The organism is Bifidobacterium ramosum (assembly GCF_009299505.1).
GTDB lineage: Bacteria > Actinomycetota > Actinomycetes > Actinomycetales > Bifidobacteriaceae > Bifidobacterium > Bifidobacterium ramosum.
In genome coordinates this window covers 1-24,441 of the sequence record NZ_WBSM01000013.1, presented here as the reverse complement: position 1 = coordinate 24,441, position 24,441 = coordinate 1, and the positions used below count along the sequence as shown (strand labels likewise).

Below are 24,441 nucleotides of genomic sequence, written 5' to 3'. Positions count from 1 at the left end.
TCCCCTCAGAGAGGGGAGCCAAGGCGATACACGGCGGATTATTCCTTGACGGCGCCGGCGGCGACGCCGTTGTAGATCTGCTTCTGGAAGATGAGGAACAGGATCAGCATCGGCAGCAGCGTGATGACCACGCCGGCGCAGATCAGGTTGTACTGGCTGCCCATCGGGCCGGTGAAGGAGTACAGCGCGATGGCGACGGTCTTCAGGCTTTCCTTCTGCAGGTAGAGGTTCGAGGCATAGTACTCGTTGTACACACCCACGCCCTTCAAAATCATGCAGGTGACGATGGCCGGCTTGAGCAGCGGCAGCAGGATGCGCGAGTAGATCGTCCAGTAGGACGCGCCGTCCATGATGGCCGCCTCGTCGAGCGAGGTGGAGATGTTTTCGAAGTACTGGATGAACACGTAGATCGAGATGACGTCGGTGCCGCACATCATGAGGATGTAGCCCCACATCGTGTTGACGGCGTGCATCTGGACCATCATCTTGTACATCGGGACCTGCATCGCGATGCCCGGGAGCAGCGCGGCGACGGTGAACAGGCCGCGGATGACGGCGTTGCCGGGGAAGGTGAAGCGGGAAAGCACGTAGGCGAGCATGGTGCCGATGAGCGTGGTGATGACGAGCACGACCACGAGCACGGTGAGCGAGTTGCGGAACGCGATCGCCATATTCGACGCCTTGAACGCCTGTACGTAGTTCGCGAAGTTGAACCAGTTGCTCGGCATGGTCATCACCGAGGTGCTCTGGTATTCCTTGGTGGTCTTGGCCGCGGTCACGAAGCAGCTGACCAGCGGGACGATCATCCAGAACGCCACGAAGATGAGCGAGAAGTACTTGATGAAGACCAGCAGGCCGTTCTTCGCCTTGTACCAGAACGAGTTGCTGCGGGCCGCGCTGCGCGCCTTGGCCTGTGCGACGACGTCAGTCATCATGCCACCGCCTTTTCCTTGTTGTTACGGGAGCCGTTGCGAACGATCGGAGCGTTCTTGAGCGCCATCTTGCGGCGCTGCTTCTCGATCTTCGCGGCCTTCTTCTTTGCCTTGGCGACACCGTCGTCGGCATCGCGGAACACGTACTTGAAGAACATCTGCTGCAGGACCGCGCAGATCAGGATGATCATGAGCAGGACCACGGCCATGGCGGACGCGAGGCCGACCTTCTGGCTGCCGTGGGCGAGCTGGTCCATGAGGACGAAGTACGTCGCGGTGCCGTTCGCGCCGGTGGTGATGACGTACGGGCCCTCGAAGGCGGAGAGCGAACCGGTGATCGACAGGATGATGTTGAGCACGAGGATCGTCTGGATGCCCGGCAGGATGATGTGCTTGAACTGCTGCCACTTGTTCGCGCCGTCGATTTCGGCCGCCTCGTACAGCGTCTTGTCGACCGACATGATCGCGCCGATGAACAGGATGACGTTCTGGCCGAGGTAACGCCAGATGGACGCGCCCACCAGCGACCAGTTGTTGATGCGCTGATCCTTAAGCCAGTAGGGCAGGGAGTCGAGCTGGAAGCCGCACCACTGCAGTACGGTGTCGAACACGTAGCCGCGGGTGTAGAAGAACTTGAAGATGAAGCCGACCGCGATGCCGTTGATGAGGTACGGGAAGAAGTAGACGGCCTTGAAGAAGCCGCCGCCGCGCACCTTGAATGCGAGCATGGTGGACAAGTAGAGCGCGATGGCGACCTGGATGAGCGCGCCGGCCATGTAGTAGAGGCTCAGCTTGAGGGACGACAGCGTATCCGGGCGGGTGAAGACCTCGATGTAGTTCTGCAGGCCGACCCACTTCGGGGTGCCGATGTACTTCATCTTGTAGAAGCTGTAGCCCACCATGTTGAAGAACGGCAGGTAGGTGAAGAAGACGAGCAGGGCGAGCGGAATCGCGGAGAACGCAACGATAATCCCTGTCTTACGCCAATCCTTTGGCTGAATGTTGTCGGGAATTTCGGTGACTGCCGTTCCCGCTGTTGACGAGGCCATGGGTCCCTCTCTTCGTGTGGTTTCCGCGTTCGGTCCGCGCTGTGTTGACGTGCGATGTCGTGCGCTGATGTACGTTGACGTGTGCCGGACGGGGTTGGTGATGTGCGATGGTTGGGAAAGTGTGGAGATGGGAACGGGCAGCCCCCGGCGTTGCCGCTGACGACTGCCCGATCGGGTTTGGAGGAAGGTTGGAGATGAAGTTGGGTTATGGGTTGGGTAAGCGGAGGCTTACTTGACGACCGTGGTGTACTTGACGTCCACGTTCTCGGTCTTCAGCGCGGCGTTCCACTTCTCGTTCCACTCCTTGACCAGGTCGTCGTAGGACTTGGTCTTGTTGGCCGCGTTCTCGACGATGGACTGGACGCGGGCGTCGCCCGCGGCGTTGATGTTGAGCTCGGAGTCGGAGTTGAGGTCGTTGAAGAGGTCCTCTTCGCCTTCGACGGCCGGCTCGTCCTCGACGAAGGTCACGTCCTTGAACTCGGAGTAGACGTCCGGCAGTTCGCCATCGAGGCTCTTGGCGACCGGCAGGCCGCCCTCGTTGGTGGAGAAGTTGGACTTCTCGGTCATCCACTTGACGAAGATCATCGAGGCTTCCTGGTTCTCCTTGGAGGAGTCCTTGTTGATGCCGTAGGCGTAGTCGCCGGTGGAGGAGGTGTACTGCTTGCCGTCGACGGTGATCGGGAACGGCATGTAGGCGATGTCATCGGCGTTCGCGCCGACCGACTTGATCTGGGAGACGGCCCAAGAGCCGAGCACCATGGTGGCGATCTTGCCGGAGTTCATCTGGGACTTGGAGCCTTCCCAGTCGGTGGTGGAGAAGTCGTCCTCGATCAGGCCGTCGGCCACGGCGTCGTAGAGGATCTTGTAGACGTTGTAGGCGTGGGTGCCGTCGCCCGGATCGGAGAACGGATCCTGGGTGTGCAGCAGCTCCTGGCTCATGTACTTCGGGTCGCCGGTGGCGGTGCCGCCAATGTAGGCGTCCCAGGCGCCCATGGTCCAGCCGGCCGCGTAGTTGGTGTACAGCGGGATGGCGTCGGTCTTCTCCTTGATGAGCTTGAGGTCGTTGATGAACTCCTCCGGGGTCTTCGGGTTCTCGGTGATGCCGGCGTCCTTGAAGACCTTCTTGTTGTAGACGATACCGACCGCGTTGCCGGTGGAGGAGATGCCATAGACCTTGCCGTCGTACTGCTGGCCGTACACGTAGTGCACCTGATCCTTCAGGGTGTCGACGGTGCCGTAGGGCAGGAAGTAGTTCTGCAGTTCGGAGGCGTCGACGGTCGGGATCATCATCATGTCGCCCCAGTCGCCGCCCTGCAGGCGGGTCAGCGCGGCGTCGCCGTAGTTGGTACCGCCTTCGACCTTGACGGTGATGCCCGGATACAGCTTGTTGAACTCCTTGAGGTACTGCTTCCACGTGGTGCCGTTGTAGGAGTCCTGCAGCATGTCGGTGCGCTGGGTGAACAGGTTGATGGTGGTCTTGATGTCCTTGCCGGTGGTGCCGAGCTCGATCTTGTCGTAGGTCAGGTCGGTGGCGCCGTCGGAACCGTTGCTGCTGCCGCAGGCCGCCATGCTGATGGCGCAGACGGCGGCGGTGGCCGCGGTCACGATCTTCTTGAGTGCTTTCATTCCTGTCTCCTTTGCCATTTCAGTAACTGAATAGGTGAAAGCCTTCAGTCCCTTTTCCTGGTTTCCGCCGTCGCTCAGCAATGAACTTTAGCGGCGAATACTTCGCAAATCCTTGCGTTTACTGGGTTTGCGTTGTTGGTATCAATATAACACCGCACTTTTGGTTTTGTCAACCGGTTAAGTAACTCCGTTAAACATACCGACGACCAGCGATCGCAACAGTATCGGTTCAGACTGATGTCGATGCTTCACAATCGTTGCAATCATTGATCTTGTGCGTACGTTCATAGCCGATAGGTACGTTCGTACTTAACTGAATCCATAAGTTTATCCGGTCGTTTTCCCGGCGTGTCGCGCGGCTTGCGCCCGCAAAGCGCGTCGCCATTACCTTAACTTTCTTCAGTAATGTATGCCATTTACTGAACCGGTTACGTTATCCCTTGTATTTACTAGTCTGTTACCGCAAACACCGCAACGAAGCACGCGAGGAGAGTCAATGTCCGCACCGACTGACGAACCCACCCCCGACGATCTGCAGTCCCCCGCACAGACCGCAACCACACCATCCACAACGATTGCGGATACTGCCGCATCGCCCACCGATACTGCCACATCATCGGCCGCGGCAACCGTAGGAAACACACGCAGCGACGGCGACGACCGCTGGACCGCCGACGTCCCGCCGGACACACCGTGGTCGTTCACCGAATACATCAACGCCTACCGACGCAACGCCGGCCACCCCGTCCACATCCTCCTGAGCTTCTTCCGCGGCTCCGGCGGCCGGCTCGCCATCGCCACGCTCGCGCTCGTCGCCAAACAGTCGCCGTGCTGGGTGCTGCCGATCGTCACCAGCAACATCATCAACATCATCACCTACCGTGACCAGCACGACCTCAGCGAACTATGGGTCAACCTCACCGTCGCGCTCGTCTTCGTCCTGCAGAACGTACTGAGTACCTGGACCGTCGCCCTGCAGTTCGGCCGCGTCAACCGCAACATCGAACGCAAGCTGCGCGGCAGCCTCGTCGTCAAACTGCAGCAGCTGTCCATCCGCTTCCACAACGAAACGCAGTCCGGTCGCCTGCTGTCGAAGGTCATGCGCGACGTCGAAAACGTCGAGGTCCTCATCGACCAGACCTACCGCAGCCTGCCGATCATCGCGCTCGACATCACCATCGCCATCGTGGTCACCGCCATGCACAGCCCCACCGTGCTGCTGTTCTTCGCGCTCACCGTGCCGGCCGCCGTCATCGCGATCTACTGCTTCCGCAAGCCGATCCGCCAGTCAAACCACGACTTCCGCTCCCAGATGGAACAGACGCAGGCCGCCGTCGCCGAAATGATCGAGATGATCCCCGTCACGCGCGCGCACGGCCTGCAGCACGTCGAGATCGACCACATGAGCAAGCGACTCAACCACATCCACGACACCGGCCTGCGGCTCGACGTCGTCAACGGGCTGTTCGGCGCGACGAGCTGGGTCGTGTTCCAGGTGTTCCAGCTCGGGTGCCTCGCGTTCACGTCGTACCTCGCGCTCAACGGACGCATCCAGATCGGCGACGTGGTGCTGTTCCAGACGTACTTCGCGCAGATCGTCAACTCGATCTCATCGCTGATCAACCTGTACCCGGTGCTCACCAAGGGCATGGAGTCGGTGTCGTCGATCGGCGAGATCCTGCAGGAGACGGACGTGGAGCGCAACGCGCGCGACGTGGAGCCGGCGCGGTTGCGCGGCGACGTGGAGTTCCGGCATGTGGACTTCCGCTACAGCCCTGACTATCCGATGGTGTTGCGCGACTTCTCGCTCACGGTGCCGGCCGGGCAGTCGCTCGCGTTCGTGGGCGATTCGGGGTCGGGCAAGTCGACGCTGCTCAAGCTGCTCATCGGGTTCGGCGTGCCGCAGGCCGGATCGGTGCTTGTGGACGGGATCGATTTGAAGGAGATGGATCTCGACGCGTACCGTCGGCAGATCGCCGTGGTGCCGCAGAACACGATCCTGTTCTCGGGCACGCTGCGCGACAACATCATCTACGGGCTCGGCGACGTGAACGACGCCGAGGTGGAACGCGTGGTGCGCGAGGTCGGGCTGGACGACGTGGTGGCCGAGCTGCCGGAGGGATTGGATACGCAGCTCGGCGAGCACGGTGGGACGCTCTCGGGCGGGCAGCGGCAGCGGATCGCGATCGCACGGGCGCTGATCCGGCATCCGCGCATCATCATCTTCGACGAGGCGACGAGCGCGCTCGACTCGGCGTCGGAGCGCAAGGTGCAGGCCGCGATCGACCACATGATGGGCCAGTGCACGACGTTCATGGTGGCGCACCGCCTGTCCACGATCCGCAACGCCGATCGGATCGTGGTGATGGAGCACGGGCGCGCCGTCGAGTCCGGCTCCTACGACGACCTCATGGCCGCCCGCGGCAAGTTCTACCGCCTCAAAACCCTGCAGGAGTAGGGGCTTGCGGCGCGTGGCGGAAATGTCTCGCTGAGCCGGCGCTCAGCGAGACATTTCCGCCACCCGCCTTAACGGACATACAGCCGATTCGGGCGGGGAAATCGGCTGTATGTCCGTTGAAGGGGAAACGAATAAGGACTTGGGAACGTCCCAACACCGGGCAAGAACCTCTTCATCGGCCCAGCGTCCTCTCACCGCCAATCCTCTCTCTAACGGACATACAGCCGATTTCACCCCGCTAATCGGCTGTATGTCCGTTGAAAGGTTGAGGCATCGCCACCACGAAACGCGCTCACGCAGAGCAACCTTGCGCAGAGCAAAGTCGCGCAGAGCAACCTCGCCTTCCGTGGCCCGACTCCTCTCCCTGATCGCCCCTCCCCTCAACGGACATACAGCCGATTCGGGTGGGGAAATCGGCTGTATGTCCGTTGGCAAACCCTCCCCTTATCTTTTGATATTTTTGATATTTTTGATATTTTTGATTTGGCTACATTCAACGCTAAGGAGGCCTTATGCGGGCGACGGCGAATCCGTTCAAACCCACGGCAGGAGGGGAACCGCCGCTGCTCATCGGCCGTTCCAAAATCATCCGAGATTTCGAAAAAGGACTCGACAACGGCGTAGGAGCACCAGGACGAATCATGCTGATCACCGGTCCACAAGGAACTGGCAAGACAGTACTGCTGACGGTCTTCGGCGACAAGGCGCGTGACAGAAAATGGGACGTCATCGAAGAAACGGCATCCGAAGGCCTCTGCGAACGTCTGGTCAACGAACTTCGCAACAAAGACCGCCTACTCGACCGACTCAGCATACGGCCATCAATCAGTCTCAGCGGAGCAAGCATAAGTCTTGGCGAAGCCGAGCTGTCGCCGAAACGCATGCCCGAGACACTACGCAACGCCATGTCCGAACGACTCGACCTACTCGGCAAGCATCATGCCGGACTGTTGATCTCCATCGATGAAACGCAGGCTGCGCAACGTTCCGACCTCATCGCCCTAGCTACAGCGATTCAGCATCAGATACGAGAACGACGAGACATCGCCATCGTATTCGCAGGGCTGCCGCAGATGGTCTCGGACTTGTTCAATGACGATGTCATCACGTTCCTGCGTCGCGCGAAAACCAACGTACTCACCGATATTCCGATCGCTGACGTACAGGATGCGCTCGGACGCACCTTCCGGACCTCCGGTATGACCATCAGCGAGGATCAACTTCATACGGCCGCGCAGGCGACGGAGGGGTACCCTTACATGATCCAGCTCGTGGGATACCACATCTGGGATGTTGCCGACATGCGAGACTCGGACATCGTGTCGGATCGGGACGTTCACGATGGCCTCGCCGAGGCGCGAATCGATCTCGACAATGCCGTATGCATTCCGGAACTGCACGGATTGTCCCGCAACGACAGGGCCTATCTGGAGGCGATGGCCCAATCCGATACGCCATCAGCCACCAGCGACGTCGCAAGGAGAATGGGTAAGACGGATAATTACGCCGCTACGTATCGGAAGCGGCTGCTCGACGCCTATGTCATCAAGGAAACCGAGCGTGGAGAGGTTGACTTTGCGGTACCGTTCCTGCGCGAATACCTGCAACGGCAACGATAAAACGATAAGACAGCGAAGACACGTTCCGTTGCGTTTCTCGTCTCTTCCTCTTTGCTGACGGACATACAGCCGATTTCACCCCGCTAATCGGCTGTATGTCCGTTGAAAGGTTGAGGCATCGCCACCACGAAACGCGCTCGCGCAGAGCCACCTTGCGCAGGGCAAAGTCGCCTTCCTCGACCCGACTCCTCTCTCTGATCGCTTCTCCCCTCAACGGACATACAGCCGATTCGGGTGGGGAAATCGGCTGTGTGTCCGTTGAAAGGGAAACGAATAAGGACTTGGGAACGTCCCAATGCGCAATCTCGCTTCTCTCTAACGGACATACAGCCGATTTACGTGCCCGAATCGACTGTATGTCCGTTAGAGGGCCTAGGCCCTGGTTTCGATCAGGCGGACGCCGTAAGGGGCGAGCGTGATCTCCGTTCCGATCGAGACCTCGGCCGGAGTGTCCGCCGCGCCGCCGTCCCCCAGCAGATCAACGCCGTCACAAGGAACGACGACAGCCTGCGACTGCGCGGTGTGGTTGAGCAGGAACGTATACCGCGTGCCGTCGGCAGCGATGCGCACCGTGATCTCGGTGCCGGCGGGGCTGGGCATCTCGCTGATGCCGGTGCCGTCCAGCAGGTCGTCGACGATCGTACGAGCGGCCATCTCGTCCGGCATCGTGCCGACGTACCAGCAACGTCCATCGCCGAAGTCATGCGCGGTGATCGCCGGCGTACCGGCGTAGAACGCGTCTCCGCCGTACCGCGCGAGCACGCGCGTATCGTCGTCGGGATGCATGATGTCGCACAGCAGTCCGCATGCACCGAACACATCGTCTCCATCCGCCGGCGCCGGCGCATCCCCGCACACCAGCGGCACGGCCATGTCCGGCGGCAGCGCGTCGGTCTCCTCCGCCCATACGCCGGCCACGTCACGCAGCGGCACCGGGCACTCGCCCTGGAACAGGTTGTCATGCTCGTCCACGAGTGCGCTCATGGTCGTCAGCAACAGTCGGCCGCCGCCGCGAACGTATGCACGCAGCCGATCGGCCATATCGCCCCGCAGCATGTACAGGCACGGCGCGAGCACGATAGCGTACGCATCGATGTCAACGTTCGCAGACACCACATCCACGGCGATGTTGCGCCGCGCGAACTCGGCGAAGTACCGTTCGCATTCGTCCACATAGTCGAGGCCGCGGGTCGGCCCGACGCACGCCTCGAGCCCCCACCAGTTCTGGAAATCGAACAGTACGGCCACGCGCGCCGCACTGCGCGATCCGAGCAGCCGCGAACCGAACCGCTTCAGTTCACCACCGAGCTGCGCGACCTCGCGGAACACACGCGTCCGGTTCGACCCGTCGATGTCGATCACCGCACCATGGAATTTCTCGCAACCGCCGCGCGAACGCCGCAACTGGAAGAACTGCACCGAGTCGGCGCCGTGCGCCACCGCATGCCAGCTCATCTCACGCATCTGGCCCGGAGCCTTGAGATAGCAGTATTCCTGCCAGTTCTGCCGGCTCGGCGTTTGTTCCATGAGCAGGAACGGCTGGCCGTGCTTGAGGCCGCGGATCACCTCGTGCCAGAACGCGGTGCTCGACGGCTTGGTGTCGCGCTGCGGGTAGCAGTCCCACGAGGCGATGTCGAGGTCGTCGCCCCACGCCTGATAGTCGTAGTTGTCGAAGCGCCACATGAAGTTCGTGGTGACGGGCGTCGCCGCGTCGTGCTCGCGGACGGCGAGTTTCTCGAGGTGGTACGCCTCGCGGATCGAGTCGCTGAAGAAGCGGCGGTAGTCGATCGTGTAGCCGGGCAGTACGGCGCGGTTGCCGTCGATGCCGTCGCCGGCGAAGTCCGGCAGTCCGATCTGGTCGAACGACTGGAATGTGCCGCTCCAGAACGCCGTGTTCCAGGCCGCGTTGAGATCATCGATCGTCGCGTAGTGCTTGCGCAGCCACTGCTGAAACGCTTGAGTACACCGTTCGCAGTAGCAGTATCCGCCGTACTCGTTGCTAATGTGCCAGCCGACAACGTTGGCAAGATGGCCGTATCGTTCAGCAAGTTTGCCGGCAAGCGCGGCCGACAGCCGCCGGTAGACGGGACTGTTCGGGCAGGCGTCGTGGCGTTCGCCCTGCCGATGCTTGCGACCGAAGAAGTCGACGCGTTCGACCTCGGGATATTCGAGCGACAGCCATGACGGCAGCGCGCCGGTGGACGTGGCCATGATGATGCTCATGCCGGCCTTGGTGACCGTGTCGACGATGCGGTCGAGGCGGCTGAAATCGTATTCATGTTCACTGGGCTGCAGGCTGGCCCACGAGAACACGTTGAGCGTGACCTCGTTGATGCCGGCCTCGTGGAACAGTTCCATGTCCTTGGCCCAGATCTCCTCGGGCCACTGTTCCGGGTTGTAGTCACCGCCGTAGAGCATGCGCCCGTCGGCTGCTGACACCGTTGTCATCGTCATGATTATCGGCTCCTTTACCTTGCGTTATCGCCGGCAGCCGCCGGCTGTCATCATCGTTCCCGGCAAGTCCATCGTGTCCGTGATGTCATCGTCATGATGTCATCGTCGTGGCAGAAAACGCTCGTCTACAGGGCACTCAGCGAGCGAAAACCGCCACGACACAACGGAGTGGCGGAAAACGCTCGCTCAGAACCGGCTGAGCGAGCGTTTTCCGCCACGCGCACTCGAATCAGCGCCCCGTCACAGCACCGGCAGCTCGCGTCCGGCAATGAGCTTCCGGTACCACTTGAAGCTGTCCTTCGGCGTGCGCTCCTGCGTCTCGTAATCCACGTAGGTGATGCCGAAGCGCTTGGTGTAGCCGAACGCCCACTCGAAGTTGTCGAGCATCGACCACACGAAGTAGCCGCGCAGGTCCACGCCGGCCTCCATCGCGCGGCGGGCCGCGTCGAAGTGCTTGGTGAGGTAGGCGATGCGCTTATCGTCGTGCACGGCCTTGACGGTGTCGCCGGTCGCGGGATCGGTCTCAGTGACGAGCTCGTCGGCGCACGCGATGCCGTTTTCGGTGATGAACATCGGCATCTCCGGGTAGTTGTTGTGCACGCGCACGAGCATGTCGTACAGGCCGTTCGGGTCGATGTTCCAGCCCATTTCGGTGTGCTCGCCCGGTGTCGGCAGCCAGTCGATGTCGCTGCAGCCGGGGAACGTGCTCGCTTCGGTGGACTGCGGGAACTGCGGTCGGTCGCTCATCGCGACCAAACCGGTTGAGTAGTAGTTGATGCCGAGCAGGTCGATCGGCTGGTGGATCTGCTCGAGGTCGCCGTCCTTGACGAACGACCAGTCGCAGATGCCCTTGGTGACGGCGAACAGTTCGGCCGGATAGTAGCCGCGCAGCATCGGGTCGAGGAAGACGCGGTTGCCGATCAGGTCGGTGCGGTGCACGGCGTCCGCGTCGCCGCGGTTGAACTGGAGGTTGAGGGTGACGGCGACCTTGGCCGCGTCGCCGAGTTCGTCGCGCAGCTCCTGCACCATGAGGCCGTGGGCGAGGTTGAGGTGGTGAACCGCTTCAAACGCGGCCGGGCCGCCGCCCAGGCCCGGCGCGTGCTCGGTACCGCCGTAGCTCAGGTAGGAGGAGCACCACGGCTCGTTGAGGGTGATCCACGTGTCGACGCGGTCGCCGAGGCGCTCGGCCACGCGGCGCGTGTAGTCGGCGACGCGGTAGGCGGTGTCGCGGTTCAGCCAGCCGCCCTTGTCGCCGAGGTACTGCGGCAGATCCCAGTGGTACAGCGTGGCGCACGGCTTGATGCCGTTGGCGAGCAGCTCGTCGACGACGCGCTCGTAGAAGTCGAGACCGGCTTCGTTGGTCGGACCGCCTTCGGTGGGCACGATACGCGGCATGGCGATGGAGAAGCGGTAGGCATCGACGCCGAGCTCCTTGAGCAGTGCGATGTCTTCCTTGTAGCGGTGGTACGAGTCGGTGGCGACGTCGCCGGTGTCGCCGTTGACGGTATGTCCGGCGGCGTGCGAGAAGGTGTCCCAGATGGACGGGCAGCGGCCGTCTTCATTGACCGCGCCTTCGATCTGGTACGACGCGGTGGCGGTGCCGAACATGAAGTTGTCGGGGACGGTGGGAAGGCTCATCGGTGATTCCTTTCTGCTTGTGTGATGCTGTTGCGTTGTTCCCGGAGGATTCCGGGAACGGTCCGATTGGACGCCATCGTTAGCGACCGATCGGTAACTGTATTTCGTCCTCAGACAGTGTATCATAATTTTTATTAACCGGTTAAGGTGTTGCGCGACACGGGATTACGTCACTCGACCATCGCCCCTCGCGGCGCATCGCCACCCCGGCTGAACCGGCATCATTCCACATCAATGAGGAGCAACGAAGATCGCCATGAACCAGACCGCAGACACCAGCGCCACGCAACACGCCGACCACAACGACAGCCGCACCGTCATCACGCTGAACCATCCGGCCCTGCGCACGATGGGCCGCATAGACGACGCTGATCCCACCCGACCGGTCTGGGTCTATCCGTACACGCAGACCGCGTTCCGTTTCACCGGCACGTCGCTCACCGCCACCGTCGTCAACCACTGGACGTACGGCGACACGCAACTTGGCGTCATCATCGACGGCGTGCAGACCAAGGTCCGCATCCCGTCCGGCGCCACGGACCCCGACCACGCGCCCACATACGGCCCGGTCACGGTCACACTGGCCGACAACCTGCCCGACATCGAGCACGAGGCGATCGTGTTCAAACGGCAGGACGGCCAGCATTATCTTGACATGCTCGGCTTCGGCCTCGACCCCGGCGCGCAGGTGATGCCGCCGCTCGACCCCGCGCCGACCCGCCGCATCGAAGTCTTCGGCGACTCGGTGTCTTGCGGCGAGCGCAACGAGGCGTCGCTGTACGTCGGCAAGGCCGACCCGGACGTCGACTTGAGCGGTTACAGCAACGCGTGGTACTCGTATGACGCGATCGTCGCGCGCAATCTCGGCGCGGCGTTGCACGACACGTCGCAGGGCGGCGCGTCGCTGATCGACGGCATCGGCTGGTTCTGCGGGCCGAATTACGTCGGCCAGGAAAGCATCTGGGATCGCATCGAGTACAACCCGGCGCTCGGCGAGACGAAACCGTGGGATTTCTCGCGGTACACACCGCACGTCGTGGTAGTCGCGATCGGACAGAACGACGCGCATCCGAACGACTTCATGGCGAACGACTACGACGGGTTCGAGGCGGCGCACTGGCGTACGCGGTACGTGGATTTCCTGCGGTCGATCCATGCGCAGTATCCGCACGCGACGATCGTATGCATCACCACGCTGTTGATGCACGATCCTGCGTGGGACCGCGCGATCGACGAGGCCGTGCGGTCGTTCAACGCGACGATCGACGAGCCGCCGACGGCACCGTTCGGCACGACTCCGTTTGCGAACGCTGGCACTGCGGATGCCACGGATACATACGCACGCACTGATGCCAGCGTTGTCAGCCATGACAACGCTGCTGCACACGACGTCAACGGCAACGATTCCGCCGTCTCCCGCGGCCGCGGTCCCGTCGCGCACCACTTCATGTTCGCGCGCAACGGCGCGGCGACCCCGGGTCATCCACGCATCGCGGAGCACGAGGAGATGGCCCGCGAGCTCACCGCGTTCATCGAGTCGCTCGGCGACGACATCTGGAAGGACTGAGATCATGAGTGAAACATCACGTGAAACTGCCTCCGCCGCAGCCACGGCCACATCGCCCGACACCACGCCGGAACCGTCCGCCATCGCCACCGGCCCGGCCCCCGGCGCGAACATGTCCGGACTGGCCGCCGGAGCCGAGTCCGATGCCGTCGACAAGCCGATCGGCGCGCCGGAACTGCGCCCGGCCGCGATCTTCTCGCACGACATGGTGCTGCAACGGCACCGGCCGATCCCCGTGTTCGGCACCGGCACCCCCGGCCGACCGGTCATCGTCACCCTGTCAGAAGACGGCGCGACCATGCCGCTGACGCTCCATGTCAGCCAATCGTCCACCGCACAAACCGATCGCGTCAGCGCGTTCGGCACCATCGACGCGTACGGCGACTGGCTCGTCACGCTGCCCGCGCTCGAGGCCGGCGGCCCATACGAGCTGACCGTCAGCGACCGATCCGGCATCACGCTCAAATACCTGCGCGTGTACGTGGGCGAGGTGTGGCTGGCCGGCGGGCAAAGCAACATGGAGCTCGAGCTGCGCAACAGCGCGGGGGCGGATGCGGCCGTCGCGGCGAGCACCGACCCGCTGCTGCGGTTTTACAACACGCCGAAAACCGGCGTCGTCGACACGGACGCCGAGGATCACGCGGTCTGGCAACCGAGCGGGCCGGACACCAGCGGCTACATGTCCGCAGTCGCGTACTATTTCGCGCGGAAACTGCGCGCCGAACTGGGGCCGGACATGCCGGTCGGCATCGTGGACTGCTATATCGGCGGCACGTCGATCACGTCGTGGATGAGCCGGGCCACGCTGGAGACGTGCGAGGCCGGACGCGGCTATCTCGCGCGGTTCGACGCGGCGATCGCCGGCAAGACGGACGAACAGTTCGAAACTGAAACGGTTGCGTGGAAGATGCGGTTCGACGCATGGAACGATGCGATCGGCAAGGCGCGTGCGGCTGAACCGGACATCACGTGGGACACGCTGAACGCACGGTACGGCGAATGCCCGTGGCCGCCGCCGGTCACGCCGACCTCGCAGTACCGGCCGACCGGACCGTTCGGCACGATGGTCGAACGCGTCGCGCCGTACGGCATCGCCGGGTTCCTGTGGTATCAGGGCGAGGAAGACGAGGCGTACTGTGACTCGTACCGTGAGCTGCTGCCGCTGCTGATCGGCGAGTGGCGCGGGTTGTGGGAACGTTCGAACGACGGCGAGGGGAAGACCGACGCGCTGCCGTTCCTGATCGTGCAGCTGCCGCAGTGGATCGACAAGACCACGGCCGCGGCACACGCCGACCCGCTGCATTGGCCGGTGATCCGCGAGGCGCAGTGGGATGCGGCACGCACGATTGCGAACGTATACACGATCACGACGATCGACTGCGGCGAATTCGACAACATCCATCCGACCGACAAGCGTACGCCCGGCGAACGGCTGGCCGACTGCGCGTTACGGCACGTCTACGGGCGTACGGACATCGCCGTGGACGGACCGGAACTGATCGGTGCGACCGTTGGCAGTGCGGCCGTTACCGGTACCGTTATCAGTACCGTTACCAGTGCGCGGGACGATCATGATGCCGCACGGACTGCGGATAGTGCATACGTTACGGACGATGCCAACGATAGCAATGTCCGTGTGGATGACAGTGCCGACGCTGACGGCGATGAATCACAGTGCGACCATACCATTACAGTCGCGCTGCGGTTCGATCATGCGGATGGACTGCATTTCGACGGCACCACTCCGGGAACGTACGGCGATGCTGGCGCCGATAACGACAACGGCGGCGACCATAACGACGGCAATGACAGCGGCAGTAACGCCGGCAACGGTGGCGCGGACAGCGGCGCCGACGGCACGCACGGCACCGGGATCATCAACGGCGCCGGTATCGCAAACGGTACTGACGATAATGGCAAGAGTGCAGCATCCCGCCGCTATCGCGAGGCCGGACAGTCGGGATTCGAGCTGGCCGGCGCGGACGGCATCTACCATCCCGCCGACGCCACGATCCACGGAGATACGGTCGTGCTGCACGCGAAGGGCGGCACGGTCGATACGCACAGCCGCGACGGCGCCGATGGCACGGCCGACGCAGATGACACGCTCGGCACGGTTGGCACGCTCGGCACGAATGATGAGGGAGATGCCGAGCATGCGGTCAACGGCAACGGATCACACCGCGATGCGACTGCGGTGATGCGACCCGTTGCCGTGCGGTATGCGTGGCGCAGCTGGGGACCCGCCTCGCTGTTCAACGGCGACGGTCTCCCCGCACCGCCGTTCCGTCGCACGCTCTAGCTATCTCCCCAACGGACATACAGAGCAGCCCGCATCCTCTCTTACGGACATACAGCCGATTTTGGCGGCCGAATCGGCTGTATGTCCGTAAGGGGATGGCGGGAATCAACACCCGGGCCACATCCTTAGCGCCATCACCCTCACCCATCAACGGACATACAGCCGTTTCACCTACCCAAATCGGCTGTATGTCCGCAGACAGGACAGGAATCAACGCTCAGTCATATCCGTAGCGTCATCGTCCTCACTCCTCAACGGACATACGGCCGATTCGGCCATCCAAATCGGCCGTATGTCCGTTGAGAGAACGGCGATATCCAGACGATACGCGACTCACCCTCAACTTACAACCCCCATCCCTGACGGACATACAGCCGATTTCGACCACGCAATCGGCTGTATGTCCGTTGAGGAGTGCAAACGGAGGCATCCATCAAAACTTGAGCCACATAGACTCAAGTTTTTTCACCGTGGGTAAAATCCGCTACCGTCCCACGCCAACCCGCCTATATTGAGAATCGCAAGGCAATGAAGGAGCCCCGGTGAGGGGTTCCGGAAGCGGCCACGATACCGGGCCGCCGATCGAAACGAGGGTTTTAGTCGGCGGCCGCGGAAGCCAAACCGCTCCTCCTCGCAATGCAAGGAGTATTGATTATGGCGATGTTTCCGGCTTTGATGAATGACACGATGTTCTCGGATCTGTTCGATGATCCGTTCTTCGAGGGTTGGCGCAACACCGACAACACGGCCACCGCCGCGATGCCGGCCAACATGATGTCGACCGATGTTCGTGAGAAGGATAACTGCTACGACGTTGATATCGACATGCCGGGCTTCGATAAGAACGACATCTCGGTCGAGCTGAACAACGGTTACCTGACCGTGTCGGCTCATAAGGACGAGGATCACGACGACAAGGCGCAGGACGGCAAGTGGCTGCGTCGCGAACGCTACATGGGCAGTTGCTCGCGTAGCTTCTACGTTGGCGAGGACGTGAAGGAATCCGATATTCACGCCAGCTACAAGAACGGCACGCTGTGCCTTGAAGTCCCGAAGATGCAGGCTCAGCCGCAGGTTGAAGCCAAGCACACCATCGCAATCGAGGGCTGATTTCTAGCTTTTCGATGTCACGAAAGTCGATGACATAAGCCTTAAGGGGAACGAAGACGCGAGTCTCCGTTCCCCTTTTCGTCGTTCTACGTCCCTTGGACTCATCTCCTCACTCCCTAACGGACATACAGCCGTTTCCAACGATGCAATCGGCTGTATGTCCGTTAGGAAGGAGACAACAGATACACAGAGAACCACGCAGGACGACAGCGGCAGTACACGTGCACATCACCCATCACCGGCCAACGCACACATCACCCCTCCTCTCAACGGGCATACAGCCGATTTCGCAGGGCAGATCGGCTGTATGTCCGTTAGGGGAAGAAGGCAGACGTCTTACAGACGCACGACCACGCCCTCCCACGCGGCCAACTCACGCTTGGCCAGCGACGCGACGGCATGCGCCGCGTCGTACGTCGCGATCACCACGTCATCTTCCGCAACAGTCGTCGAACCTGCATCGCTCGTCATCGCACCAACCCAGTTCGCCGCCGCTCCAGCATCGCTCACCGACCCACCGTCGCCGTCAGTCACGTCACCATCACCAGCCGCACCCTCGAGCAGCGCAACCGACTCGGCCGGCAGATCGACCGTCCGCCCGGACAGATTGATCATCGTCAGCAACCGTTCACCATCCAACTCACGCACAAACGCGTACACGTGCGGATCATCCGCATCGATCAGCGTCCACGAGCCGGCCGCGACAGTCGCGTTCTCATGCCGCAACGCGATCAGCCGCTTGTAGAACGCATACACGGAATCCGGATCGTCGAACTCGGCGGCCGCATTGATCTCCGCATGGTTCGGATTGACGGCGATCCACGGTTCGGTCGCGGCGTCCGGCGCGGTGAATCCGGCGTATGTCGAACCGTCCCATTGCATCGGCGTGCGCGAATTGTCGCGGCTGCGCGCGGCGAAACCGGCCATGATCGACTCGGCCGACTGCACCCTCGCCTCCTCGACGCGCTGACAGTACGCGTTGAGCGTCTCCAGATCGCGGTACTGGTCGAGGCGCGTGAAGTGCGCGTTGGTCATGCCGAGTTCCTCGCCCTGATACACATACGGCGTGCCGCGGTGCATGTGCAGCATAAGGCCGAGCGCCTTCGCGGAACGCACGCGGTTGTCCTCGGAGGAGTCATCGCCCCACCGCGAGACGACACGCGGCTGGTCGTGGTTGCCGGTGAACAGGCTGGCCCAGCCAACGTTCGCAACGGCGGACTGGTAGCCGGCCATGATCCGCTTAAGCTTCGGCAGTTCGAGCGGCAGCGGCTTCCACTTGACGCCCTCGCAGTCGAAGTCGACATGTTCGAACAGGAAGAGCATGTCGAGTTCGCCGTTGGCCGGATCGGTGATGTGCTCGTTGCGCGCGGGCGTGATGCCGGGCGCCTCGCCGACGGTGAGGAAGCCGTCGCGACCGTCGAACACCTCACGGCGCATTTCGGCGAGGAACTCGTCCTGCCGCGGGCCGTCCGCGCAGAACGGGCTCGGGTTCGAGTAGCCCTCCTCGCCCACCGGGCCGTCCGCAATCTCGCTGCCGGGCTCGCCGGGCAGGTGACCGGCGGAGTCGACGCGCTTCGAGATGAGCGTGATCACGTCCATGCGGAAGCCGTCGACGCCACGATCAAGCCACCAGTTCATCATGTCGTACACGGCGCGGCGCACGGCCGGATTCTCCCAGTTGAGATCGGGCTGCTTCTTCGAGAACTGGTGGAAGTAATATTCGCCGCGCGTCTCGTCATACTCCCACGCGGAGCCGCCGAAGTACGATCCCCACTGGTTCGGTTCGGCGCCGGGCGTGCCGGGCGTCTTGCCGGGGCGGGCCGGACGCCACCAATACCAGTCGGCGTGCGGATCGTTCTTGTCGCGCGACGCTTGGAACCACGCGTGTTCGTCGGACGTGTGGTTGACGACGAGGTCCATCACGATCTTGATGCCGCGCCGGTGCGCTTCGGCGAGCAGCTCGTCCATGTCGGCGAGGGTGCCGAACAGCGGGTCGATGTCCTGATAGTCGGAGATGTCGTAGCCGTTGTCGTCCTGCGGGGACTTGTAGACCGGGGACAGCCAGAGTACGTCGACGCCGAGGTCGGCGAGGTAGTCAAGACGGCTGGTGATGCCTTTGAGATCGCCGAATCCGTCGCCGTTGGTGTCCTGGAACGACCGCGGGTAGATCTGGTAGACGACGGCGTTCGACCACCACGGGTTCGGGGTGGCGCCGTTCGTGCGAACGTTGTCGGGTAGGGTTTGGCGGGTGAAGGTGGTCATCGTCGGCTCCTTTGCTGCATACGTGGGATGGGGTGCGATCGTTGGCATGCGATGCGCATGTTACGTTGGGCAACAGGATAAGCGGCGACGGTTTTCATTCCCATCCGGCGCGATCACCGGCGCGCCGGAAAGTAATTCGGTCGACGCACCTCTCGGGAGCGCACATACCACCCTGACGGACATACAGCCGTTTTTCACCCACCCAAATCGGCTGTATGTCCGTCAGAGAGCGAAGCAAATAGCATCCAGGCCGCCGTCCGTACGCATCATCCTTGCACACCACTCACTCCTCCCCTCTTACGGACATACAGCCGATTACACCGTTGGAATCGGCTGTATGTCCGTAAGAGGGGAGGTGGAGATGCCCATGGACGACAGTTCGTGACGCTGATTGCTTTATTCTTCAACGGACATACAGCCGATTTCATCGATATAAACGGCTGTATGTCCGTCAACAGTAAACGCCGCGCGGAGTACGTCCAGCACGTCCCGTAGTAGTTTGGTGACCTAGGAACGGATAGCCGACCAATAAGACCGTTCGACCAGCCGACCGGCACGTCGCCGGCAACCGACAGCCGGCAACAGTCGCCAACGAGGAGGTTCACCGATGCCGCAGGAGTTTCCGCACTGGTTCGACGGATCGGAGTACATGCATCGCGTGGCGCAGGCGATCGCGCAGTACGGGCCGATCGCACGCACCACGCTCGCGCAACTGCTCGGCCTATCGCAGGGCGCACTGTCGCGCATCACCGGCGACTTGATCTACGCCGGCGTCATCGAGGAACTGCCAGGCGATGCGGTGCCGCGAGGCCCGCTGCCGCAGGGGTTCACCGCGAAGGAACCGTCGGATCGGCGCGGCCGACCGCAGACCGCATTGTCGCTGTGTGCGAACGCTCGCACGTTCATCGGCGTCAAGGTGCACGGCACGTCGGCCATCGCGGCCGTGGTCAACGCGCATGGCGCGGTCGTATCCGGACGGCACGAGATCGCGTTCACCAACCAGTCGCCCGAGTCGGTCGTTGCGGTGATCGCACGGCTGGCGGACGAGTGTCGGCAGGAACTAACGGCGGATCCATTGACAACGTTGCCAGAGCCGACGGCGATCGGCGTGGCGATCGGCGGTCATGTACAGGACGATGCGGTGGTTACGTTTGCACCGTTTTTGCATTGGGATGGCGACATCGCGTTGGGTGCGATGGTCGAGGCTGCGACCGGGCTGCCGTGCGGCGTGTACAACGATATCGACGCGCTGCTGGTCGATGCGAGTTGGTTCGGGCCGGGCGTCGGATTGGAAGCGTTCGCCGTGCTCACGATCGGCGTGGGCGTGGGCTATTCGTTGGCGATGCGCGGCGAACCGGTCACGTATCCCGACAAGAGTTACGGACTACTCGGACACGTGTTGGTCGATCCGGAGGGGCCGCGTTGCGTGGCCGGTCATATCGGATGCGCGCAGTGTCTGACGGATGATTCGATCGCGGATCAGTATTCGCATATGATCGGTCGGGCGTGCGCGTTCGCCGATTTCGCGCGCGACGCGCGGGCCGGGGTGCCGCAGGCGACGCGACTGGTTGATCTGACGTGCTTCCGACTGGGTTCGCTGATCGCGACGGTGGCGAACATCGCGATGCCGTCGTCGGTGATGATCGCGGGCGAGTCGGCGTTCATCGCGAAGATGGGCATGGGTTCGATCCGTGACGGCATCAACCGGTATCGGCACAGTCAGGCCGCGCCGGTCAAATTCACCGTCGTCGACCATGACTGGCAGCTCTGGGCGAAGGCCGCCGCGTCGCGCGTCATCGCGCGATACATCGGGTGACCGGGAAGCGGGGGCTCCCCTTCTGCTCCCCTCAGTCGCCTTTGGCGACAGCTCCCCTCGGAGAGGGGAGCCACAGCGCGACCCGCCCCACACAGTCCGATCCCAGAAGGCCCCACTCCTCCACCTTTCAACGGACATACAGCCGATTTCACCACCCGAATCGGCTGTATGTCCGTTGAGGAATGGAACGCATAAGCATCTGGAATCATCATCAACGCCACAGACCCCTGCCCTCCTTAACGGACATAGAGCCGAAAAGGGCGGGCAAATCGGCTGTATGTCCGTTGAGGAGAGAGAGGCGTCAGCACCAAGGAACGCCGCAATCGCCCACTCCCCTCACCCGCTCTCTCCAACGGACATACAGCCGATTTGACTGTCGTTTTCGGCTGTATGTCCGTTAAGAGCAAGAGCGATCACTGCTGGATGGCAGTAAACAGCACGCTCTGTGCAGGATGCAGCGCCGGCGGCCGCAAACCGTAGGTCTCCAACGCGCGACCGGTCATCAGCACGCCGTCCGACGTCCACCATCCCAGCGGCGACTGCCCGTTGCCGATCCTCAACCCAGCCAGATCCAAGTCCAACCACAACGGCTGAATCCGATACGTCGCAGCAGGATCCAACCCCGGCACACGAATCGGCGCAGCCGGATACGTGGCCGACGTCGTCAGCTGCGTGAACCGGTAGAACGCGGCCGAACGATCCGGCTTCACCATACCGTCCACACGCACCGCCGGATCGGCGCAGTCCGCATGCACGCACGTATCCACCGCAAACCACTCGCGGTGCTTCTTGAACTCGGCCACCCACTCGCCCAGCTTCGCCACGTCGGCGTCCGACTCCTTGAGCAGGTTCCACTCGATGCCCATATGCCCGAAGAACGCCATCGCCATGCGCATCTCCTGACTGGTCGCGCGCTGCGTGGAATGCGCCGGGCTCGCGCCCACATGCTCGCCCATCATGAACGGCGGCACAAGCAGCGACGTGTAGCACTGGATGTCCGCACGCTCCACCGGATCCACGCAGTCGGACACCCAAATGCGGTCCGCCAGCTCGAGAATCCCCAGATCCACGCGCCCGCCGCCCGACGAACAGCTTTCGATCTCCAGTCCCGGATGCGCGGCCTTGAGATCACGGAAGATCCGATACACCGCCAACGTTTGCGCATGCACGGCGGGACGGCCGGTGCGCGGCGACACGGCCTCCGTTACGAGCTTGTTGTGGTCCCACTTGATGTAGTCGATTCCAAGCTCACCGACCAGCGCATCCATCGCGTTGTATACGTATGCATACGCATCCGGGTTCGTCAGATCGACGACCTGCTGCGATCGTCCCTGCATCGGCAGCCGGTTCGCGGTCGGCCGCAGCACCCAGTCGGGATGCGCGCGGTACAGATCGGAATCCAGGTTCGCCATCTCCGGCTCAAACCACAGGCCGAACTCCATGCCGAGCCCATGCACATACTCTGCCAACGATCGCAGACTCTTCGGCCCGTCCGGCCATACATCCTGCGCGATCCGCCAGTCGCCCAGACCGGACGTGTCGTCGCGACGCGAGCCGAACCATCCGTCGTCCACCACGAACCGTTCCACGCCGGTCGCCGCGGCCTTGTTTGCCAACGCTGTCAACGTCTCGTAATCGTGGTTGAAATACACGGCCTCCCACGTGTTGAGGATCACCGGCCGCGGCTTGTCGGCGACGCCGAGCGCACGTCGCGCGTCGTGATGCACGTTGCGAAGGTATGCATGAAAGCGCGCGGCAACCTCATTGAGCCCGTCACCGTACGACCCGTACACCCACGGGGTCGTGTACGTCGCGGCGTTGGCGAGCACGATCTCGCCGCCGAGCAGGATCTCGCCGCCGCCGATCAGACCGGTCGTGTACGGCAGCCGTTCCGCGGACAGGACGCTGTTGCCGCTCCAGCCGACGTGCACGGCGTACACGTCGCCGTGTTCGAAACCGAAGCCCGGCGCACCGGCGGATAGCAGCAGGCTCGCGTCGAAGTCGGGTCGGCCGGCCATCGAGAGTTTTTCGAAACGGCCGACGGTGAGCGGCTGACGCTGCGGATGGCGTTCGCGCAGGTGATGGCCGGTGGTGGTGAGGATTTCGGACGCAACGGCGGGCAGCGGGAAACCCAGTTCGATGCGGCCGACGTCGAGGCTGCCGGCGCCGAGGTTCGTGACGTCGAGTTTCTGACGGACGAGTCCGGATTCGTCGAGTTCGCAGGTCCAGATGATGCCGACGCCCTGTTCGTGGTCGACTGCTTCGACGGTGATGGTCGGGGTCGGCTGGGGGTTCTCGTCGCGGACGACGACGAGCTGGTCGCCGACGGTGACGTGCGCGGTTGCGGCCGACGCGGACGACTCGGCTGATTCAACCGACTCGGCTGATTCAACCGACTCGGCTGACTCAACCGACTCGACCGCCCCAACCGCGGGCAGACTGGCCGTGACTGCCTCGACCGCGAATTTGCAGTGCAGTTCGACGCCATCGCGACGGACCTCGAACCGCGGCGCACCGATCCACGATTCAGATTGCGTCGGCAGGACGGACGGCCACGGGGTGTCGTCGAGCGCACCGGAGACACGCTGCGGGTGCAAGGCGTCGTACAGGTTGATGACGGTGGACGGTTCGGCGAGCGGGCGGCCCCAGTGGACGAAGCGCGGCAGGTCGTCGCCGGGGAAGATCAGGGCGACGGCGACGTTCGCGACGGATTGTTCGGCGTAGACGGCGGTGAGGTCGGTGCCGTCGGCGGCGGTGCCTTGGAATTGTTCGATGCGCAGCATTGCATACCCCTTTGCGGTGATGGTTGGAGTTCGTTCCGTTACCGATGGTACGGCAGCGCGTTTTCCTTGCCATCCCGCGGAGTGTTCGCCGTAGCTGGAAAGTAATTCATCGGCGCGATGGCCGGCCGTCCCGGCCTAGCCATCCGGCTGCCCAGTCAGTCAGGCAGTCAGATGGCCATCCCGGCACCGCTTTGCGTGTGCAACCCGGGATTACCGACGCGCGGCGAAGAAGTCGGCGAGCACGCGCGCGCACTCCCCCTCGCGCACCCCGCCAATCACCTCAGGCACATGGCCAACATGCGGATCGCGAGGAATATCCCATATCGATCCGCACGCGCCCAGCTTCGCATCCCACGCACCGAACACGATCCGCCCGACATGCGTCTGCACACACGCCCCGGCGCACATCGGGCACGGCTCCAACGTCACCACGAGCGTACAATCCGCCAGATTCCAACCGCCGAGCCGTCGTGCGGCATCACGCATCGCCAGCACTTCGGCGTGCGCCAACGGATCGCCGTGCGTCTCCCGCGTATTGCGCCCCTCGCCGATCACCCGCCCGTCGGCATCCAGCACGACCGCACCGACCGGCACTTCGCCGTCGCCCGCCGCCTCGTCCGCCAACCGTAGCGCGCACACCATCGCCTCGTCATTCGTCATGCACCCCAGTGTACGGCCCCGGATTGCACACACTCGCGCCCGTCTGCGCGTGGGCAACCCGGGGTTACCCCGGATCAAACCGTCATATATACACGCTCAGGGGATCGTCAGCGTGGATAACCCGCGGTTACCCACACATGCACGCCCTCGCCCATCCCCGCACCC

Annotated in this window: 14 protein-coding genes; 6 read left to right on the top strand and 8 right to left on the bottom strand. The window is 62.8% G+C overall.

Annotated features, from left to right (window positions below):
- Window positions 1–38: 38 nt before the first annotated feature.
- From DSM100688_RS10305 to DSM100688_RS10295, 3 genes are all read right to left on the bottom strand, one after another.
- Entirely contained in the window at window positions 39–935 is an 897-nt protein-coding gene (locus DSM100688_RS10305) for a carbohydrate ABC transporter permease (RefSeq protein ID WP_033492665.1), read from the bottom strand.
- The gene (locus tag DSM100688_RS10300) at window positions 932–1,981 is read right to left on the bottom strand and encodes a carbohydrate ABC transporter permease (RefSeq protein ID WP_152359012.1); all 1,050 of its coding nucleotides are present in this window, start codon (window positions 1,979–1,981) and stop codon (window positions 932–934) included. Before DSM100688_RS10300 ends, DSM100688_RS10305 begins: the two co-directional genes overlap by 4 nt.
- A gap of 228 nt (window positions 1,982–2,209) precedes the next feature.
- On the bottom strand, window positions 2,210–3,607 hold the full coding sequence (locus tag DSM100688_RS10295; RefSeq protein WP_152359011.1) for an ABC transporter substrate-binding protein: 1,398 nt from the start codon (window positions 3,605–3,607) through the stop codon (window positions 2,210–2,212).
- Between the two features lie 496 nt (window positions 3,608–4,103).
- Here DSM100688_RS10295 and DSM100688_RS10290 point away from each other — a divergent pair, with 496 nt between their 5' ends.
- A complete protein-coding gene (locus tag DSM100688_RS10290; protein WP_163146954.1) occupies window positions 4,104–6,065 on the top strand; it encodes an ABC transporter ATP-binding protein in 1,962 nt (653 codons plus the stop codon).
- Between the two features lie 512 nt (window positions 6,066–6,577).
- Window positions 6,578–7,684: an ATP-binding protein gene (locus DSM100688_RS10285; RefSeq protein ID WP_152359009.1), complete on the top strand. Its 1,107-nt coding sequence runs from the start codon at window positions 6,578–6,580 to the stop codon at window positions 7,682–7,684.
- Between the two features lie 372 nt (window positions 7,685–8,056).
- On the opposite strand, the gene DSM100688_RS10280 is transcribed toward DSM100688_RS10285, so the two are convergent.
- Together DSM100688_RS10280 and DSM100688_RS10275 are read right to left on the bottom strand one after the other, a co-directional pair.
- On the bottom strand, window positions 8,057–10,138 hold the full coding sequence (locus tag DSM100688_RS10280) for a beta-galactosidase (RefSeq protein WP_152359008.1): 2,082 nt from the start codon (window positions 10,136–10,138) through the stop codon (window positions 8,057–8,059).
- A gap of 240 nt (window positions 10,139–10,378) precedes the next feature.
- Complete coding sequence (locus DSM100688_RS10275; RefSeq protein ID WP_152359007.1) at window positions 10,379–11,776, bottom strand: GH1 family beta-glucosidase; 1,398 nt, start codon at window positions 11,774–11,776, stop codon at window positions 10,379–10,381.
- Window positions 11,777–12,032: 256 nt separating this feature from the next.
- Here DSM100688_RS10275 and DSM100688_RS10270 point away from each other — a divergent pair, with 256 nt between their 5' ends.
- The 3 genes from DSM100688_RS10270 to DSM100688_RS10255 all read left to right on the top strand — a co-directional run bounded on the left by DSM100688_RS10270 (window position 12,033) and on the right by DSM100688_RS10255 (window position 16,755).
- Window positions 12,033–13,343 carry a GDSL-type esterase/lipase family protein gene (locus DSM100688_RS10270; protein WP_420837504.1) on the top strand — a complete coding sequence of 437 codons (1,311 nt, stop codon included), beginning with the start codon at window positions 12,033–12,035 and terminating at the stop codon, window positions 13,341–13,343.
- Window positions 13,344–13,347: 4 nt separating this feature from the next.
- A complete protein-coding gene (locus DSM100688_RS11950) occupies window positions 13,348–15,645 on the top strand; it encodes a sialate O-acetylesterase (RefSeq protein WP_239519442.1) in 2,298 nt (765 codons plus the stop codon).
- Between the two features lie 654 nt (window positions 15,646–16,299).
- Window positions 16,300–16,755, top strand: a complete 456-nt coding sequence (locus DSM100688_RS10255) for an Hsp20/alpha crystallin family protein (protein WP_152359006.1) — start codon at window positions 16,300–16,302, stop codon at window positions 16,753–16,755.
- Window positions 16,756–17,091: 336 nt separating this feature from the next.
- Here DSM100688_RS10255 and DSM100688_RS10250 read toward each other — a convergent pair whose 3' ends face one another.
- Complete coding sequence (locus DSM100688_RS10250) at window positions 17,092–19,017, bottom strand: glycoside hydrolase family 13 protein (protein WP_152359005.1); 1,926 nt, start codon at window positions 19,015–19,017, stop codon at window positions 17,092–17,094.
- Between the two features lie 607 nt (window positions 19,018–19,624).
- Here DSM100688_RS10250 and DSM100688_RS10245 point away from each other — a divergent pair.
- Complete coding sequence (locus tag DSM100688_RS10245; protein WP_152359004.1) at window positions 19,625–20,833, top strand: ROK family protein; 1,209 nt, start codon at window positions 19,625–19,627, stop codon at window positions 20,831–20,833.
- Window positions 20,834–21,246: 413 nt separating this feature from the next.
- On the opposite strand, the gene DSM100688_RS10240 is transcribed toward DSM100688_RS10245, so the two are convergent.
- Window positions 21,247–23,616, bottom strand: coding sequence for an alpha-galactosidase (locus DSM100688_RS10240; RefSeq protein ID WP_152359003.1), 2,370 nt, complete (start codon window positions 23,614–23,616; stop codon window positions 21,247–21,249).
- Between the two features lie 210 nt (window positions 23,617–23,826).
- Window positions 23,827–24,276 carry a nucleoside deaminase gene (locus tag DSM100688_RS10235; RefSeq protein ID WP_152359002.1) on the bottom strand — a complete coding sequence of 150 codons (450 nt, stop codon included), beginning with the start codon at window positions 24,274–24,276 and terminating at the stop codon, window positions 23,827–23,829.
- Window positions 24,277–24,441 lie beyond the last annotated feature (165 nt).

What these genes read in the sequence shown, in the direction of transcription:
- DSM100688_RS10305 (WP_033492665.1), bottom strand. Translation starts at nt 935, where the DNA reads ATGATGACTGACGTCGTCGCACAGGCCAAGGCGCGCAGCGCGGCCCGC.
- DSM100688_RS10300 (WP_152359012.1), bottom strand. Translation starts at nt 1,981, where the DNA reads ATGGCCTCGTCAACAGCGGGAACGGCAGTCACCGAAATTCCCGACAAC.
- DSM100688_RS10295 (WP_152359011.1), bottom strand. Translation starts at nt 3,607, where the DNA reads ATGAAAGCACTCAAGAAGATCGTGACCGCGGCCACCGCCGCCGTCTGC.
- DSM100688_RS10290 (WP_163146954.1), top strand. Translation starts at nt 4,104, where the DNA reads ATGTCCGCACCGACTGACGAACCCACCCCCGACGATCTGCAGTCCCCC.
- DSM100688_RS10285 (WP_152359009.1), top strand. Translation starts at nt 6,578, where the DNA reads ATGCGGGCGACGGCGAATCCGTTCAAACCCACGGCAGGAGGGGAACCG.
- DSM100688_RS10280 (WP_152359008.1), bottom strand. Translation starts at nt 10,138, where the DNA reads ATGACGATGACAACGGTGTCAGCAGCCGACGGGCGCATGCTCTACGGC.
- DSM100688_RS10275 (WP_152359007.1), bottom strand. Translation starts at nt 11,776, where the DNA reads ATGAGCCTTCCCACCGTCCCCGACAACTTCATGTTCGGCACCGCCACC.
- DSM100688_RS10270 (WP_420837504.1), top strand. Translation starts at nt 12,033, where the DNA reads ATGAACCAGACCGCAGACACCAGCGCCACGCAACACGCCGACCACAAC.
- DSM100688_RS11950 (WP_239519442.1), top strand. Translation starts at nt 13,348, where the DNA reads ATGAGTGAAACATCACGTGAAACTGCCTCCGCCGCAGCCACGGCCACA.
- DSM100688_RS10255 (WP_152359006.1), top strand. Translation starts at nt 16,300, where the DNA reads ATGGCGATGTTTCCGGCTTTGATGAATGACACGATGTTCTCGGATCTG.
- DSM100688_RS10250 (WP_152359005.1), bottom strand. Translation starts at nt 19,017, where the DNA reads ATGACCACCTTCACCCGCCAAACCCTACCCGACAACGTTCGCACGAAC.
- DSM100688_RS10245 (WP_152359004.1), top strand. Translation starts at nt 19,625, where the DNA reads ATGCCGCAGGAGTTTCCGCACTGGTTCGACGGATCGGAGTACATGCAT.
- DSM100688_RS10240 (WP_152359003.1), bottom strand. Translation starts at nt 23,616, where the DNA reads ATGCTGCGCATCGAACAATTCCAAGGCACCGCCGCCGACGGCACCGAC.
- DSM100688_RS10235 (WP_152359002.1), bottom strand. Translation starts at nt 24,276, where the DNA reads ATGACGAATGACGAGGCGATGGTGTGCGCGCTACGGTTGGCGGACGAG.